The 16523-nt window shown below is 62.4% G+C and carries 16 protein-coding genes and 1 riboswitch; of the genes, 6 read left to right on the top strand and 10 right to left on the bottom strand.

Features of this window, described 5'->3' with window-relative positions:
• Positions 1–6 precede the first annotated feature (6 nt).
• The 3 genes from CG471_RS17660 to CG471_RS31825 are packed head-to-tail and all read left to right on the top strand — an operon-like array spanning position 7 to position 3721.
• Positions 7–1665 (top strand): Mu transposase C-terminal domain-containing protein, encoded by a 1659-nt coding sequence (locus CG471_RS17660; RefSeq protein ID WP_017503293.1) that lies wholly within the window; start codon positions 7–9, stop codon positions 1663–1665.
• Positions 1662–2585, top strand: a complete 924-nt coding sequence (locus tag CG471_RS17655) for a TniB family NTP-binding protein (RefSeq protein WP_036526781.1) — start codon at positions 1662–1664, stop codon at positions 2583–2585. Before CG471_RS17660 ends, CG471_RS17655 begins: the two co-directional genes overlap by 4 nt.
• Positions 2582–3721 carry a TniQ family protein gene (locus CG471_RS31825; RefSeq protein WP_080727012.1) on the top strand — a complete coding sequence of 380 codons (1140 nt, stop codon included), beginning with the start codon at positions 2582–2584 and terminating at the stop codon, positions 3719–3721. The genes CG471_RS17655 and CG471_RS31825 overlap by 4 nt, the downstream gene beginning before the upstream one ends.
• Before the next feature lie 230 nt (positions 3722–3951).
• Here the strand turns inward: CG471_RS31825 and CG471_RS17645 are convergent, their stop codons facing one another.
• From CG471_RS17645 to CG471_RS17625, 5 genes are all read right to left on the bottom strand, one after another.
• The gene (locus CG471_RS17645) at positions 3952–4428 is read right to left on the bottom strand and encodes a hypothetical protein (RefSeq protein WP_008830650.1); all 477 of its coding nucleotides are present in this window, start codon (positions 4426–4428) and stop codon (positions 3952–3954) included.
• An 11-nt stretch (positions 4429–4439) separates the two neighbouring features.
• Positions 4440–5690 carry a molybdopterin-dependent oxidoreductase gene (locus tag CG471_RS17640; RefSeq protein WP_008830651.1) on the bottom strand — a complete coding sequence of 417 codons (1251 nt, stop codon included), beginning with the start codon at positions 5688–5690 and terminating at the stop codon, positions 4440–4442.
• A gap of 85 nt (positions 5691–5775) precedes the next feature.
• The gene (locus tag CG471_RS17635) at positions 5776–6930 is read right to left on the bottom strand and encodes a TDT family transporter (protein ID WP_230588550.1); all 1155 of its coding nucleotides are present in this window, start codon (positions 6928–6930) and stop codon (positions 5776–5778) included.
• Entirely contained in the window at positions 6927–7796 is an 870-nt protein-coding gene (locus tag CG471_RS17630) for a LysR family transcriptional regulator (protein ID WP_099232703.1), read from the bottom strand. The genes CG471_RS17635 and CG471_RS17630 overlap by 4 nt, the downstream gene beginning before the upstream one ends.
• An 83-nt stretch (positions 7797–7879) precedes the next feature.
• Positions 7880–8452 (bottom strand): uracil-DNA glycosylase, encoded by a 573-nt coding sequence (locus tag CG471_RS17625; protein ID WP_231635506.1) that lies wholly within the window; start codon positions 8450–8452, stop codon positions 7880–7882.
• A 206-nt stretch (positions 8453–8658) separates the two neighbouring features.
• On the opposite strand from CG471_RS17625, the gene CG471_RS17620 reads away from it, so the two are divergent.
• Genes CG471_RS17620 through CG471_RS17610 form a run of 3 tightly spaced genes read left to right on the top strand, consistent with a single transcriptional unit; the run spans position 8659 to position 11044 of the window.
• Positions 8659–9042, top strand: coding sequence for a DUF305 domain-containing protein (locus CG471_RS17620; RefSeq protein WP_037509275.1), 384 nt, complete (start codon positions 8659–8661; stop codon positions 9040–9042).
• Positions 9039–10475 carry a beta-propeller fold lactonase family protein gene (locus tag CG471_RS17615; protein ID WP_008830656.1) on the top strand — a complete coding sequence of 479 codons (1437 nt, stop codon included), beginning with the start codon at positions 9039–9041 and terminating at the stop codon, positions 10473–10475. The genes CG471_RS17620 and CG471_RS17615 overlap by 4 nt, the downstream gene beginning before the upstream one ends.
• Entirely contained in the window at positions 10472–11044 is a 573-nt protein-coding gene (locus tag CG471_RS17610; protein ID WP_037509276.1) for a DedA family protein, read from the top strand. Before CG471_RS17615 ends, CG471_RS17610 begins: the two co-directional genes overlap by 4 nt.
• Before the next feature lie 67 nt (positions 11045–11111).
• Here CG471_RS17610 and CG471_RS17605 read toward each other — a convergent pair whose 3' ends face one another.
• From CG471_RS17605 to CG471_RS17585, 5 genes are all read right to left on the bottom strand, one after another.
• Positions 11112–12425, bottom strand: a complete 1314-nt coding sequence (locus tag CG471_RS17605; RefSeq protein ID WP_037509278.1) for a phosphatidylserine/phosphatidylglycerophosphate/cardiolipin synthase family protein — start codon at positions 12423–12425, stop codon at positions 11112–11114.
• Positions 12426–12491: 66 nt separating this feature from the next.
• Positions 12492–13352, bottom strand: a complete 861-nt coding sequence (locus tag CG471_RS17600) for a universal stress protein (protein WP_230588551.1) — start codon at positions 13350–13352, stop codon at positions 12492–12494.
• Positions 13304–13705: a DUF190 domain-containing protein gene (locus tag CG471_RS17595; protein ID WP_008830660.1), complete on the bottom strand. Its 402-nt coding sequence runs from the start codon at positions 13703–13705 to the stop codon at positions 13304–13306. Before CG471_RS17595 ends, CG471_RS17600 begins: the two co-directional genes overlap by 49 nt.
• On the bottom strand, positions 13698–15086 hold the full coding sequence (locus tag CG471_RS17590) for a voltage-gated chloride channel family protein (protein WP_010339505.1): 1389 nt from the start codon (positions 15084–15086) through the stop codon (positions 13698–13700). The genes CG471_RS17595 and CG471_RS17590 overlap by 8 nt, the downstream gene beginning before the upstream one ends.
• A gap of 23 nt (positions 15087–15109) precedes the next feature.
• Positions 15110–15180: riboswitch (Fluoride riboswitch) on the bottom strand.
• A 131-nt stretch (positions 15181–15311) separates the two neighbouring features.
• Positions 15312–16229, bottom strand: a complete 918-nt coding sequence (locus CG471_RS17585; protein WP_017503726.1) for a recombinase family protein — start codon at positions 16227–16229, stop codon at positions 15312–15314.
• Positions 16230–16523 lie beyond the last annotated feature (294 nt).

Here is a 16523-nt window from a genome sequence, read left to right as displayed (position 1 = left end):
TAGGTCATGGCCGAAACAGGCACTGCCCTCACGACGGTTGATCATACAGAATGGCGCAAAGCTTGTGAGCGCGAGCCTATCATTCGTGCGCTTACGGCAGAGCCCCGGCTCGGACGCAAAGCGATTGCTGAGGCCGGCCTGAAGCTGAGCCTCAACCGGTCCCGAATTTACGAACTACTCGCGAGATACCGGGAAAACCCAGTGACCAGTTCGTTGGTCGACCAGCACGATGGATTTCCCAAAGGGCGCTCTCGCCTCCCTTGCGAGGTGGAACGCCTGATCGATGCCAAAATAGAGCAATTTTATCTCAGCCGTCCAAAGCCCACCATCGCACAACTGGTCCGTCAAATTCGCTTTTCGTGCCTGGAGCAGAATCTGCGACCTCCAGCACGGCAAACTGTTGTCCTGCGGGTCAACGCCGTGGAACGGACACGCCTGACAGGCGCCCGTGATGGGACCAAAGCCGCAGCAGACCGCTTCCGACCCGTCGTCAGCTCATACGAGGCGCAGTACCCTCTTCAGGTCGTACAGATGGACCACACGCTGGTCGATATCATCATCGTCGATGAGTATCTCAGGAGACCGGTCGGGCGGCCAACGCTGACCCTGCAGATCGACGTAGCGACGCGGGTGATACCCGGCTTCTACATTTCACTGGAACGACCTTCCGCGATTTCGGTCGGCATGGCGATCCGTCATGCAGTACTGCCCAAGAATGATTGGCTGGCCGATCGAGAGCTCACCTTCGCATGGCCTGTCTTCGGCCTGCCAGACATCCTCCATCTCGACAATGCCTCGGAATTTCACTCACGCGCGCTGACTCGGGGCTGCCAGCAATTTGGGATCGAGCTTCACTACCGTCCACCGCGCACTCCGCACTTTGGCGGGCACATCGAGCGCATGATCGGCACCGCCATCGGCGAAGTTCACCTTCTTCCGGGTACTACGTTCTCCAACATCCAGGACAAGGGAGACTACGACGCTGAGGGCAAAGCCTGCATGACCCTCAAGGAATTCGAGCGATGGTTCGCCCTCCAGGTGGGAATCTATCATCGCACCATTCACAGCTCACTTGGCGTCCCCCCGATGACAGCGTGGCAGGACGATCAAGGTAAGCGCGTTGCAGCCCTGCGCCTGCCGGCCGATGAAGAACGTTTTCTGCTCGACTTCCTCCCGTTCGAGATGCGCCGGGTCCGGCGCGAGGGCATCAAACTCTTCCACGTTTTCTACTGGCATGGCGCTTTGGCCACGCTGGTCGCGAACAGCGTTCATAAATTCCCGATCAAATACAATCCGCTCAACCTCTCGGCCGTCTATCTCGAACTGCCCGGCGGCGAGCATGTCACAGTTCCTCTTCGCGATAAGCGGCGTCCTGCAATTACCAAGTTCGAGCACGACCAAGCCCTGAGAGCGCTTCGAGAGCGCGGGCGAACCGCCGTCGATGAGCAGATGCTTTTCGAGATGGTGAGCACGCAGCGCAGGATTGTGCTTAGGGCCGTAGAGAAGACGCGCGGAGCTCGACGATCAACCCAACGCATCGTCGATGCGCTCATCCGCGGCGAACCGCCTGCGGCCTTTGTCCAGCACCAAGAGGCCAACGCGCAGCTGACACCGCCAAATCTCGACGGGCCGGTTGTACCACTCGCGATCGAGGAGCAGTCATGAACGTGCTCTACAGCCATATCTTCCCGGCTTATCGCGAGTATGCCGAATTGACCGATGAGGCCCGGATCGACTGGCTACGCCGCGACCGCTGGATATCGTTGCCACAGGCTGAGGCCGCGCTCCGCCACCTTGAAGACCTGGTAATCTATCCGCCGCGAGGGCGAATGCCCTGCCTGTTACTGTTTGGCGCCACCGGGATGGGCAAGACCGAAATTGTCAGCCGCTTCTCGAAACTTCACGCTCCTCAGTTCGATATCAGGACCGGGCTCAGCAAGATGCCGGTGTTGCTCGCACAGATACCGCCAGAGCCGAGTGAGGAGCAATTTTACACCGAGGTGCTGACCGCGCTAAATTGCGTCGACCTTAGCCGACTGTCCGTGCGATCGATGCGAGCGGAAGCCAGGCAACTGCTTGCCGAAGTCGAAACCAAGGTGCTCGTCCTGGATGAAATCGACAAGATGCTCGCCGGCACTCCTCGCCAGCAGCGGGTGTTCCTCAATACTATCCGCTTTTTGACCAACGATCTGAAAATTCCAATTGTTTGCGCAGGGACCGAGGACGCGCGGATGGCGGTCCTGATGGATCCGAACCTTGCCGACCGGTTTGGGGCGTTCGAATTGATGCCATGGCGCAACGATCATGCCCTGCGCCAGCTGCTTGCGAGCTTCTCGGGCCTGCTGCCCCTGAGACGCCCATCGATGCTCGACACCGTCGAAGCGCGGCAACGCGTGCTGGCCCTCACCCAGGGTGTGACGGGCCGAATATTCCGGCTCATCGAGGCAGCCGCTGTCACGGCTATCCGCGATGGCCGCGAGATGCTTGATGCCGCAAGCTTCGAGGCCAACGACGTGACGCTTCCTCTCGTCTCCATGTTTACGTCGGCAGGCAAGCGAAGGACAATCGGCCGGGCGACCGTATGAGTTTCGTGGAGCCATTCGCGGATGAACTTCTCAGTTCATGGCTGGCGCGCGTGCGCGATCAGCGGGCTCCGGGTGAGCCTTTGCTGCGCGCCTATCGAAATCGCGCAGGCCATTGGCGGCATCCCGATGTAAACCCAAAAAAATCGATGATCGCTGAGCTTGCCGCAAGCGAGGGCTTCACGGAAAACAGTGTCGCCGAACTCGGTCTTTGCTATCGGTATCCGAGGATCACCCCGGATTTTGTAGCCTGGCACCACGTTCCATCCGATGATCCTAGCCGAGATTTCGCGCCCGCTCTTACCCTCCGGTTGAGCTGGTGCAGTCGTTGCCTTGCCGAGGACTATGCCGCTGGCCGCCCCGCCTATATCCGTGCGGACTGGGCCATGGCTGCGTGGGGCTTCTGTTTCCGGCACCACTGGCCACTCGTCGATCGATGCGTGTCTTGCGGGAGTAGTCATTGGGCGATTAAGCGGTCATCGCAGGGGCCGCCAAGATTGTGCTGTATTCGCTGCCGTCGGGGCCTCGAACGGGCGCACCCCAGGGCGCTCGAGCTTGAGCCAGCAGCGCAGCCCATCTGGATCAATATCGTAGCCTTTGAAGCCGCGCTGAGGGGTGCGCTTAGGGGAAAGGTCCCAGATCAATTTCGCTTCAACGACACTTCAGCCGGTCAGCTGCTCGAAGAATCCGCCAGAATCTGTCTACTGTTCGCAAGGGCCCACAGGCGCTGGAGACTGCGTGATAGACTCCTACATCGGTTTGCGGCGCCTGTGCTCACGCTCGATAACGTTTGCCCCAACGAGCCTTCCTGTGAAATGCCGCTCGCGCTTGCCAGCCCCTCAATGCGTCGTTGCCTTATCGCAATCTGCGCCGCGATGCTCGATGCAGACTGTGACCCAACGGTGCGAAACGAGGACGAGCCGGTTGTCGACGTATGGGCGCGGATGGTCGATAGCATCGCACTCCAACAGTTCATTCAAGATCGTCAGGCGTGCTCGCCGACGTTGAAAAGAACAGTGGAAGCAGCGTGCCATCGGAACGAAAAAGTCGAGCGGATGTCCGCGTTACGGAGCGCCTCGACGGCCTACAAAACTCTCTTCCGTGACGCGGCCGGAAATGCGTTCTCTTCGCGCCATTAAGTACCCGCGAGCCTACGGATGGCAGGCGCATTTGGCCTCTAGCTGGCCGCACGCTTTTTAGCGGCAGGGGTCCATTAACTTAGGAGGTTGGCGGCGCGCACCTGAATGCGGCGCTTCTGCTGGATTTCATCAATTCCATTCCGTCCCGCGATTGGGCAACATGCGCCCATTCCCGCCGCTCAATGCTCCTAGGGTAGCGCCTGAAAGCAGACGTTACGCAGCTTGGCGCCTCAACCCGTTCCTCCGGAGGCATCCGGCGCGGTGCCGGGGGCGGTATCCTGAGCCTTTCCGGTCGGCGCCCCATCCTGCGCTGCACTCATCGCCGTCAGATAGTCGACGATAGCCGGAATGTCCTTGTCCGCCACGGGAGCCTTGTAGACATCCTTCATCTTGGTGACCGTTGCCTTCCACTGGTCCGCTGAAAGCACTGGCTGGGTCATCGCCATGCTGGCGGAATGGCAAGACGTGCAATTCGCATTGATGACATCGGCATGAGGGCCATCGGGATATTGCTGCTCATCGATAGGAAGATCGACCGTATCCGAGGTCATGGTAAAGCCGTTCACGGAAATGCTGCTGGGTGTAGGCCCTGTGGATTGGGGTTCGGGCAGCGGGGTGTAGCTGCCGGGAGGGCCCACCATCATGAGGGTGAAGACGGTCACGCCGAGCAGTCCGACGGCCAGCATGCCTGGGGTTGGCGCTTTCATGCCAAAGCTCCTTATGCCGTCACGATGGTAGTGGTTTCGATATTGCCGCGCATGAAACCGCCAGGGTTCCAGATCGGCGCCATCGGCTGTGCGACGCCTGCCGTATTCCAGCAGCGCGACATAAGCGACGTCTTTCCGGGGCCGGGCAAGGGAACCTGGGCGTCCCACCGCCGGAAACTGTACTTCCCGTGGTCCGGTCCGAGCTTGGTTGCAAACCAGTGGCGACCGCCGTCGGTGGACACATCGACCCGTGCCACGCCGCAGTCGCCGCCCATGGCAATACCGCCGAGCGGGATCGAGGCCTCGTGTGCGATCCGCTGACCTTCGCCCAGACTGGTAACCCACGAACGCGGGATCATGCGGTTGATCGGAACGGTTGGGAAGTCCTTGGCGCCGGGCTTTACATTGGCGCCCGGCGTCGCCGGGATCTTGTAGGCCTTGGCCATCCAGTATTCGTCATCAGGCCCGGGCAAGACCTCGATGTCGTTCAGCATCTTGACCCAGTAAGTCGAGTACCAGCCCGGCACGATCAGCCGGATCGGGAAGCCGTTGAGGAGCGGCAGCTGCGTGCCGTTCATGCCGAAGGCGATCATCACTTCGCCGTCGCGGGCATGATCGATGTCGAGCGCCTTCTCGAAGTCCGGGGCACCGGCGACCACAGGTTGATCGAGCGCCCCGAACCGGACCTGGACCGCCCCCGCCTTCACCCCGGCCAGATCGAGCACATCGCGCAGGCGCACGCCGAGCCACTTCGCATTGCCCATCGCCCCGTTGCCCCACTGCGCGCCGGGGACGCGGGGCTGGAACAGCCCGCGCGAATTGCCCGAGCACTGGTTCACCGCGGCCATCTCCACCCGCGGCAGGCGCATCAGCTGTTCGAGGCTGATTGCGATCGGCTTGTTGACGTGCCCGCGGATAGTGAGCCGGAAGGCATCGACGTCGATCGAGGTCGGGATGTCCGCCCAATGCCAGCGCACGAAGAACTGGTCATTGGGGGTGAACACATCTCGGTCGAAGACATCCATCGGTGTTTCCAGCAACGGCGGATGGACGCGCTGGAGGATCATGCTTCCTTTGCCGGGAAATGCGCTCGTCATTGGGCGCTGCGCATTGCCGCCGGGGAGATGCAGGTCGGTCAGACCCTGCGTGATGCCTTGCGCCAGAGCGGGTGCGGCAGCGATGGCTGCACCGCCGAGCGCGGCATTCTGCAGGAAACGGCGGCGGCTTGTTTCGGCCGCGAGCTCAGCATCCAGTCTGTCCATGGTCGTATCCTCTCGGGCAAAATGGTGGCGGGTGCTGCTGTGAGAAGCAAGCGATCAGAACGCCGTTACTGATCGCAATGCCCGATCAGTTTGTAGCGGCGATACAGGGTGATACGAACAGATTGCCGCGCCATCCGCCGATCAGGGTCTTGGCGGCCACCACGATCCACATCAGCGCGAGCGCCAGGGTCAGGGCGGTGCCGACGATACCGAAGAAGGCAAGGTTCAGGGTCGTGCCAAGGCGAAAGGTTGCCACGGTGAAGACGCCTAGCGGGAAGGTGTAACCCCACCAGCCAAGGTTGAACGGGATACCTGCCCGCCAGTAGCGCCAGGTGATGAGCGAGGCGAGCGCCAGCCACCAGAGGCCAAACCCCCAGAGCAGCAGGCCGGCGATTGTGCCGATACCCTGGGCGACAGCGCCGACATCGGCCAGCCCATGCCCGGCCATGATCGCAGGCGCATCGCCGCCCAGAACCAGCATGCCCAGCGCGCCGGTGCCGATGGGGCCGAGTGCCAGCCAGCTCGATGCGGCCATGCCCTCATGCGGCAGCTTGTGCAGCGCCATGCGCAGGATCAGCAGCGCCAGGATGCTGAAGGCGACCGGGACCGAATAGGCCCACAGGATGTAGGACGTGACGAGCATCCCAAACTGTGCGCTGCCCTGCGCCAGATGCGGCGCCAACAGTCCTCCGCTGGCAGCCGTCACTTCGGCCGCCACGACCGGCAGCAGCCACACCGCCGTCATCCCATCGAGTGAATGCTGGTGGCGCGTGAACATGAAGTACGGGATCAGCACACCGCAGCTCACCGCCATGGCGGCGTCGATCCACCACAAGACCGTGGCGACCGGCACGATGCCCTCGCCGAAGCGCGCGATACCGAATGCGAGACAGCCGTTGATGATCGTGGCGAGGCCCATCGGGATCGTGCCGATGAACATCGATACGGTATTGTGCCCGAAGATGCGCCGCGCTTCGTGGCCGAACAGGATCCAGCGCGCGGTATAGAGCGCGGTAAAAAGGGTGAAGAGCCCGATGTTAAAGAACCACATCACTTCTCCCACCGGCTTGAGCGAAGCGCCGATGCCCGGCATCTGCGGGAGGGCCAGCGCAAGGATGCCCGTGCCCATGGTTGCGGCAAACCAGTTGGGCGTGAACTGGCGGATCATCTCGCGCGGGTGATCGAGCCGGCTGAGCGGGCGCATCCCTTCGAGGATGGGCTTGATATCCGTGGTCATCATCCAAACTCCTTGACCAGTTCGGTCAGCGCGTCGGCTGCCCGAGTGCGATACCGTTCGTTGTGGCGTAACGCCTCAAATGGACGGGCTGGCATCGCGAGCGGCAATTCATGAAGGTGCCCCGCAGCAAGCGCGCGGCGCACCACCAGTTCGGACAGGACCGCGACGCCAGCGCCGGCCTCGACAGCAGACCGTACGGCTTCGTTGGACGGCAGCGTCATGGCGATGTCCAGGTCTGCCGGATCGATACCGCGATCACGCAGCACATCCTCGAAACTCGACCGCGTGCCGGACCCGTGCTCTCGCACGATCCAGTTGGCGCCGCGCACCCAGTCCTCATTGATGGTATCGACAGCCTGCCCCGAGATAAGCAGCATCCGGTCCTCGCCGACTTTCCAGTGGGCGAGTGCGGGCTGGTCGATCGAACCTTCGACAAAGCCCAGTTCCGCGCGGCCATCCAGTACCCGCGCTGCCGCACCTTCGCTGTTGTCGATTGCGAGTTCGACGCGGATCGCCGGGTGACGGCTGTGGAACTGGGCGAGGCGCGAAGGGAGCCAGTAGCTGGCGATGGTCTGGCTGGCGACAAGGCGCAGGGTTCCGCGCTTCAGGCCGCCATACTCGGCCAGGGTAAGCTCCGCCGTCGCGGCGCGGCCAAGGACGGCGCGTGCCTCATCGAGGAACATGCGACCCGCCTCGGTCAGTTCGATGCCGCGACCCACGCGGTTGAAGAGCGGAACGTCATGTCTGGCTTCCAGTGTGGCAATCGCGGCGCTGGCGGCGGACTGGGTCACGCCCAGTGCCTCTGCGGCCCGCGTCATATGTTCGCGTTCGGCGACACCTACAAAGATGCGCAATTGTTCAAGGGTCATGGTGATCTCCTGTCACCATCGATACCTCAGCCCTATCAATCACTCCAACGCATTGATTATATCATTCCAATCGTATTTTAAGATCATTCGATTAGTACGGTCCTGGCGGCCACCAGCGCGCTCGCGATCCGTTGGCCGACATCAGGACTGTTGCAGACATTGGCCGGACTAGGATGGGGCATGGTGATGATTGATACATCGGGCCGCGCCTCTTTGATAAGCGCCTCCGCACCTGCAGCCACCCGTCCCGCCAATATGCAGACCCGCACGCACGGCAGTTTCGCAAGCAGGCCGGGAAGCGTTGCGAGACCCTCGGCAATCTCTGCGCGGCGCAGTGCGCGATTGCGGGCGCCGGGGGCGTGGACGATCCAGGGCACGCAGTTCCACTGAACGATGTCGTTTCGGCCAATGCCTGCAGCCTCAAGATAGCGGCGAAGGTTCCGAGCTGTGCCTGACGGATTGTCCCGCGACACGAAGCGAGTGCGATCAGGCCCGGGCCCCGGCGTCTCAAGAAGCAGGAGAAGGCGCGCATTTATGCCGCCATCGAACGGGTCGAAATGCGGCACCGGGTGTCCTGCGCCAACGAGCCCCTCACGCCATATCTCCAGCGGCGCGATGTGCGGCGCACCAAGAGCCGCTTTGCGTTCGGCGATCAACGCGGGATCATCCAGCCAGACCATTGATCGTCAAATCCTGTCGAAACTACAAAAATCATCGGTTGGATCGATCGCGACGGTTGCGCCATCCGTTCGATAGGCAACGCCTGCGTTGGCGCACATGCTCCTCAGCAGCTCGCATTTTTTCCGTTGCGCACTGCGACGATGACACTTGCGTCCGCTGTGGGCGTTATCGCCGGAGCGCCATGACGAAAGGGCTTCACTTGAAACTGCTATGGGGATTGGCCGGCCTTTGCGCGGCGACAGCATCGGCGGCCGCACTGGCGACATCGCCCGATGGCTTCTCAAGCCAGATGGCAGCCTCCATGGAGCGGATGCACCATGCGATGATGAATGCGCCATCGGGCGACCCGGACCGCGACTTCGCGGCAATAATGATCCCCCATCACCAGGGCGCAATCGAGATGGCGGAAGCGGAACTCAGGTATGGAAAAGACGAACGCCTGCGCCGTCTGGCTCAGGGCATCATCGTCGAGCAGCGGCAGGAGATCGCCGTCATGCAGGACATCCTCGCCGAAAAGACCGGCCCCGCTGCCGGCGCGCATCATCACATGGGAGACGACAAATGAACAAGACGCTGAGCATCGTGTCATGCACCTTGCCGATAGCGGCTGCCCTGGTCGCACTCCCGGCATCTGCGCAGCAGGTCCCCAATGCCCAGCCCGACAGGGCAGTCAGTGCGCAGGACCGCTTCTACACTTCGGACCAGTTTTCCAACACGGTATCGGTCATCGATCCGTCGACGAACACGCTGCTGGGGGTCATCAAGCTCGGCGATCCCACGCCTGCAAATCTCAGCCCGCTTTATCGCGGTCAGCTTCTGGTCCATGGCATGGGCTTCTCGCCTGATCGCCGTACCCTGGCGGTCGTGTCGATCGGGTCCAACTCGGTCAGCTTCATCGATACCGCGACCAATGCCGTGAAGCACACCGCCTATGTCGGGCGCTCCCCGCATGAAGCCTTCTTCCGGCCCGATGGCCGAGAAGCCTGGGTGAGCGTGCGCGGCGAGGATTATATAGCGGTGCTCGACGGGACCACCTTCAAGGAGACGGGCCGTATTGCTGTCCCCAACGGGCCGGGCATGACGATCTTCTCGCCCGATGGGAAATATGGCTACGTCTGTTCCAGCTTCTCGCCAGAAACCGTCGTCATCGACACCAGGTCAAAGCGCATCGTTGGCCGCGTGAAGCAGGACAGCCCCTTCTGCCCCGACATCGCCGCCACGCCTGACGGCAAGCAGGTATGGCTGACGCTCAAGGACGTCGGCAAGGTGATGGTCTTCGACGCCAAGCCGCCCTTCGCCGTGATGAAGACGATCGACACCGGGCCGATCACCAACCACGTCAACATCGCCAGGACAGCTAAAGGCCAGTTCGCCTATGTAACGGTCGGCACGCAGAATATCGTCAAGGTCTTCCGGACCGACACTTTCGAACAAGTCGCCTCGGTGCCGGTCGGCGCGCTGCCGCATGGGCTCTGGCCCTCAGGCGATGGCAGCCGGATCTATGTCGGGCTGGAAAATGACGATGCAGTCGCCGTCATAGATACGGCCACGAACAAGGTCATTGCCACGATCCCGATCGGACAGGGCCCGCAGGGCGTCGCCTATGTGCCCGGCGCCGTGCCTTCGGGGCAAGGCCTCGACAACCTCGTGCCGCTCGCCAAGGCGCAGGGCAAAGTGCAGGTCGTGCTGGAAGGTCAGGGACAGAGCCAGGTGTCGCTGTTCGATCAGGGGCAGGTGCAGATCCTGCAGGCCGCGGTCGCCGGACTGGCGCCCAAGCAGACCTTTACGCTGGGTCTGGCGGCGCGTCAGGATGGTACTGATACAGTCGAGCCGCTGGCCAAGTTCATGACCAATCCGGCAGGCGCGGCGATCGTCAATGCGGTTGGCCCGATCCGGCAGATCGTCAAGGACGCCGCGCCTGCAGAGCGCCGCTTCCTCGTAATCCGTTCCGGCGCGCCGGATGAGGCAGGCGCGGTGGTCCAGCGGCAGAAGCCGTGACGCTTGAAGCGGTCCTTAGCCAGTACGGCCTTGCCGCTCTGTTCCTCGGCGCCGGGATCGAGGGCGAGACGGTGGTCGTGCTGGGCGGCGTGATGGTCCACCGTGGCCTGATCGCGTACCCGGCGGCCATCGCGGCGGCAGCACTCGGGTCCTGTATCGCGGACCAGATCTTCTTTGCCCTCGGCCGCCGGTTCCGCGATCATCGCTATGTTCGGCGCGTCCAGCAGAAGGCCGCGTTCCGCCGCGCCATCGATGTGTTCGAGCAGCGGCCAGTGCTGTTCGTGTTCGGCTTCCGCTTTCTGTATGGCCTGCGCACTGTCAGCCCCATCGCGATCGGCACGACCGCGCTTCCTGCCTCCCGCTTCATGGCTATCAACGCATTGGCGGCCGTGGTCTGGGCGACAGTCTTCGTGACCCTGGGTTACCTGTTCGGTGAGGGCATCGAGGCTGCTTTTGGCCGCGTCCGCGATGTGGGCCATGTTCTGCTGCCCGTACTCGCGGTGCTGCTCCTCGTCGGCCTCGCCGCACACTTCCGGCACCGCAGGCGCGAGGTCACAGCAAAGGACTGACGAGGCGAGCTAGATTTTCGCAGAAGCGGGAAACACGCGGGCGATCACGCCATTCCTCCAGCAAAAGTCAGTCGCTTCGGCGGATGTATCCCCGTTGGACATCCGCGAGAGGTCCGGTGGACGCTTCATCATGCAAGATCAGGCTGATCTCGGCATTCAGCATGAAGGAGCGAACATCGGCATTGCTGGATCCGATGACGGCCATGCGGCCATCGATCGATACGTTCTTCGCGTGCAGCAACCTGTCGCGGTAGAGGTGGAGGCGTACGCCCGCCTCGAGCAGTTCGCTATAATAGGATCGCTGGGCAAGGTTCACGAGCCGCTGGTCCACGACACGCGAAACGACGAGGTCGATCGCGACGCCGCGTGCGACCGCGTTCTTGAGCGCGGTCAGCAGGGCTTCGTCTGGGATCAGATAGGGCGAGACAATGGTGATATTCTCTTGCGCCTCGTGAACGAGTTCGACGAGCAATCGCTCATAGCCGGGCACGCGGTAGTCTGGCCCACTGGGCATCGCCTGCAATTCTGAGGCGCCTGAGGCATCGGGCACGGGCAAGGCCGCGATGGTCTGTTCGGTCTCAAGGAACAAGTCGCTGGCAAAGACCGCATCGAGCGCGCAGACAACCGGGCCTTCAACCCGCGCTACGAGTTCGTCATTTACGATCCCGGGCTTGAAATCGCGGTTCACAATATTCTGCGACCCTACGAAAGCGACCCTGCCATCGATCAGGCACAGCTTGCGGTGATTGCGCAGATCGCTTCGCGCACGGCGAAGCGCCGCGAAGCGAACCGGCAGGACCAGGCGGGCAGTGACGCCTCGGTCCGCCAGCATCGGTAGGCTGCGTTTTGCCCAAGGGCGCGAGCCCAGCGCATCGATCAGGACGCGGACATCGACGCCGCGTGCATGTGCGCGGCCAAGGGCATCTGCGACTTTCTGTCCCGTCCGGTCGTCTGCGAAGATGTAGGTCAGCAGATGCACCCGAACATGGGCTGCATCTATCGCCGTCACCATAGCGTCGATCGTGCCGTCATAGTCCTCAAGCAGATGGAGGGCGTTGCCCCCACAGTTTGGAAAACCGCCCAGCCATTGTGCAAGCACAGCTGTCCGGGAAGGCGCGCTTTTGCTGCTCATCAGCGCCTGCCCGGCACTCTCCCGCTCCGGCGCCGCCCGCCTGAAGCGGTCCCGCCGCCAGGATGGGAACGCGGCCCGGCCGATCAGGCGGTACAGGATGAAGGCGGGCACCGGCAAGAACAGCACGAGAAGCAGCCAACTGCGCGCCGCTTCGGGCGGACGCCGCACCGGAATGACCACCACCATGATGAGCCGGATCGCCCATTCGAGCAGCAGATAAGCGAGCGTCAGGTTCGGGATGGAGATCATCGCGCGATGCTACCTGTCTCTGCTGCGTCGTGTCGATGCGCCCGTCAGATCACGCCCCCTTCAACCTTAGCGAACCATCAGGAGCGGGATGTCCGCCTTGGCGAGCAGGTGCCGGGTGGTTCCGCCTGCGAACCATTCGATCAGCTGGTTATGCCGATAGGCTCCCGTCACAAGCATATCCGCTCCCGCCAGATGGGCCTCAGTCAGGAGTTGCTGACCAAGGTTTTCGTGCGAGCGCGGCACGACGTGGAGCTGGTGCGCAATCCCTGCATCGTCGAGCAGCGCTTCCAGCTTGAGCGCCGGATCACCTGCATCGCCGATCCGAATAGCGGTGACGTCAGTGGCGCCTTCCAACCAGGGCGTGGCCCCCTCGATGGCGCGCCTTGCCGCATCGGAGTCGCTCAAGCCGGCAGCCACACGCGAAAAGCTCTGACCGGGCTGGGGCTTCCAGGAAACCGGGACGATCAGCACCGGTTTCTGGCTATCGAACAGCGCGGCATGCAGGGCGTCCCCGCCGTCCATGTTTCGCTCGTGGGCGATCACGACCAGCAGGTCGGCATTGTTCGCCTCCTGCGTCACCACGACTTGCTCATCCCCAACGATGGTTCGCCAGGCAACGGGTGGCGCGTCCTGGGCGGCTCCTGCGGTCCATGCCACGAAAGCCGTGTGGCAGGCGGCCGATCGCTCGCTGGCCGTGCCTTCCCAATGTTCGCGCAGACGCTGCATATCGACCTCTTCGCTGGCGGCAACGAGCAGGCCGGGATCGACCACGACATTCAGCGCTTCGATTGTACAGTCCCCCACGCTCTGCGCTGCGAGAACGGCTGCATTGAGGCATGTCGCAGTGCTGTCGGCTCCGACGATGACGGAAAGGATCTTTATGCTTTGCTCTCCTGATGCGGCCTTGCCGGGGCTTCGATCGACCAATGTTCGAGCTGTTTGTAGATGACCACCTTCGTCGACAGCAGGGCGGCATGCCGCTGGCAGAACAGTTCAAGATCGGCGCGGTGGCCGATCAGTTCGACGCACATGGTCAGATAGGGATTGCTCGTTTCCGCGCCCTGATCGAGCACCGGCCCGTGGTTGCTGAAGCCGTAATGGGTATGATGGGCTACGGCGTTCATCAGACCGGCAGCCTTGGCCTGGACGACAAGCTCACGATAGAGCGGGCGTGCTGACCACAGCTTCCATGCCTTGCGCGGCTCTGCCGTATCACGCGGCGCCATGTAGATACGCAGCATGCCGATCTCGCTGGACGTGAGAATAGCCGTGTCAGTCATTTTTACGAAGATCCTGCTTTGTGATCTGAGGGCGCGCGGCGCGAACGCTCCGCAGCGTAATGCCGGGGCTGATGGAAATGCGCGGATGCTTGGGGACGGCAATCTGCTGAGACAGGTAGATGCCGCTGTGGCCTGAGCACAGATAGGCGACGAAACAGGCTACGGCGATGTAGACGGCATGGGTAGCACCGAACAGTTCGATGCCCATGATGGTGCAGGCCAAAGGCGTGTTCGCTGCCCCGGCAAAGACAGCAACGAACCCGAGACCGGCAAAAAGATCGACAGGAGCGCCGAATAGGGTGCCAAGGGCGTGGCCGAGCGCCGCGCCGATGAAGAACAGCGGCGTTACCTCGCCTCCCTTGAAGCCGGTGCCCAGCGTCACGACCGTGAACAGCAGCTTGAGCGCCCAACTCCAGTAGTCAGGCCCCGGCGCGAAAAAGCCGGCGATGGTGGGTGTCGAGGCGTCGGGCGCCCAGACGCCGAGGCCAAGATAGTCGCGCGTACCGAGCAGATAGACCAGAGCGATCACCGCCAGGCCGCCCAGGAAGGGACGCAGCGGCCCGAAGCGGACGTGGCGCTTCACGAAGTCGCCGAAGCCGTGCGACAGTTCGGAGAACAGCAGGCCGACCAGTCCAAACGCCACACCGGCAACGCCCGCCTCGAGCAGAAGCACCGGGTCGACGGCAATCGGTCCGACCGCGCGCTGGAGATAGTCGATATGGTACAATCCGTGGTGGATTCCCCACTGGTGACAGGTCCAGTCGCCGACAATCGCAGCTATCAGTACCGGCACCAGCGCCCGATATTCCACACGGCCGACTGCCAGCACTTCGAGAGCGAAAACGGCGCCTGCCAGCGGTGTGCCGAAAACGGCCCCGAAACCTGCGGCAATACCCGCCATCAGGATGATGCGGGTACTCTCGGCATCAAGCCGAAACATCGTGGCGAAGGCGCTGGCAAGGCTGCCGCCCAGCTGCACAGCCGTCCCTTCTCGCCCGGCCGAGCCGCCGAACAGGTGCGTGACAACGGTGCCGAGGAAGATTAGCGGCGCCATGCGCAAAGGTACGCCGCCGCCCGGTTCATGGACCTGCTCGACGATCAGGTTGTTGCCGCCTTCGACGCTGCGGCCAAACAGATGATAGAGCAGCCCGACCGCGAACCCGCCGACCGGCAGGAGGAACAGCAGCCATGGATGCGCAAAGCGCGTGCGCGTGGCAATATCCAGGCTCCAGAGGAAGGCTGCGCAGAGACTGCCCACCGCCGCCGCCATGGGAACAAGGAGCGCCAGCCAACGCAACACGGACAGAGCATGGTCGTGCCGGTCCCGAACAAAGGTCAGGACGTTCAGGTTCGACAGCAATATTGCGAATTTAGCGCGCACGATTCCTCCTTGTTGCGAAAACGCATCAGGTAGGAATCATCAGCCCGAAGGCGGTTCGGCCGAAGCCCGGCGGAAATCCATCGCCTTGCCGGCGCATATCGTATGGCGAATGCGTTTGGTCAAGCAGCAACGCATGCGGAGGTGGATCTGTACGGCAACTTCATGCCTCTCCTGCGCTGGAAGCTGTCAGTCGCCTTTCGGCCCGCAGCCGACCTTCTCCGGCATTCACGGCGATAAGGTCGCCGGTAACTTCGGCACGACGATCAAGCCCAAATTCCGCGCCTGAGAAATCACGCGCCTCACCCCCTCAGGCGACCATTGCGTACCTTTGCGCGGCGTTGGCTCTCGCAAATCCTTGCTCAACCACGTCGCGAGGCTGCGAAGAGTAGCATCTGGATCGTTGTTGAGCTTGTCGGCCACCAGCAATGCGATCCGACTGTCGGGAGCCAATCGCGGCGCCGCCTCGAGTATCACCCGATCAGCGTAGCCCGCTTCGACCAACGTTCGGCATGCCTTCACCAGGGTACGCTCGGAAAACGACCGCACCGGCGGCTTAAGCGCCTGAATACGCCGGAGCACCAAGCTCCAGGGTAAGTGCGGTCGCAACCGCTCGACGATTGGCAGCCATCGAAGCCGGCCATCGACCAATTCGTGAAGATGCTTTTCCTTCAAACTGTGGCGCAAGTCGCCTATCGCCGACGGGTCTCTCGCGCGCATCTTCGGATTTCCCGGTCTGGCGCCGCGCGCAACCGCGGCCTTCAGCCCTGCCCGCGTCCGCTCGCGAATAAGCGCACGTTCGAACTCCGCAAAGGCGCCAAGCATCTGTGTCATCAGCATCCCTTGCGGGCTGCTGGTGTCGATCGGATCATTGATCGAGCGAAAATACGCTCCCTTGGCGCGGAGCGCTTCGACGATTTCCAGCAAATGTGACAACGATCGTGCGAGGCGATCGATCCGCACAACCACGAGGGTGTCCCCCTGTCCCACCGCTGCGAGCGCGCTGGCCAGTTTCGGACGGCTGCGGCTAGCGCCGCTGGCCCGGTCCTCGAATAGGGTTACACAGCCTGCGCGTCTTAACTCACTAATCTGGGCGAAGGTATCCTGTTCGTCGGTAGAAACGCGGGCGTAACCGATCAAGGGCATTTGTCACAATCCATCTAACGGGGTCAACCGACCGGTTGTCCCCGTATGGTAATCGCTTGAGCCCCGGTTGACCATCGTCCGAGGCGGATCAGATGCCTGGCACCCATCCCGTTTGAACCGAGTGTGCGGACGTTGAGAGAAGCCCCCTGCCCCGCCTGTCCTAGCCTGGCCCAGTCGGCCCCAAGCTGCGATTTTGGCCAAGTCGGAGAACGTTTTGGGAACGTGGCATTCGGTATTGACGATGGAAATCATAGAAGAGGACAGTTCGCTCCATCATAGGGAGTGGGTTGATGG

Source organism: Sphingobium sp. IP1, assembly GCF_002708645.1.
In the GTDB taxonomy this organism is placed as follows: domain Bacteria; phylum Pseudomonadota; class Alphaproteobacteria; order Sphingomonadales; family Sphingomonadaceae; genus Sphingobium; species Sphingobium yanoikuyae.
Note: the sequence above shows the minus strand (reverse complement) of the source record. Positions and strands in the feature narration are given on the sequence as shown.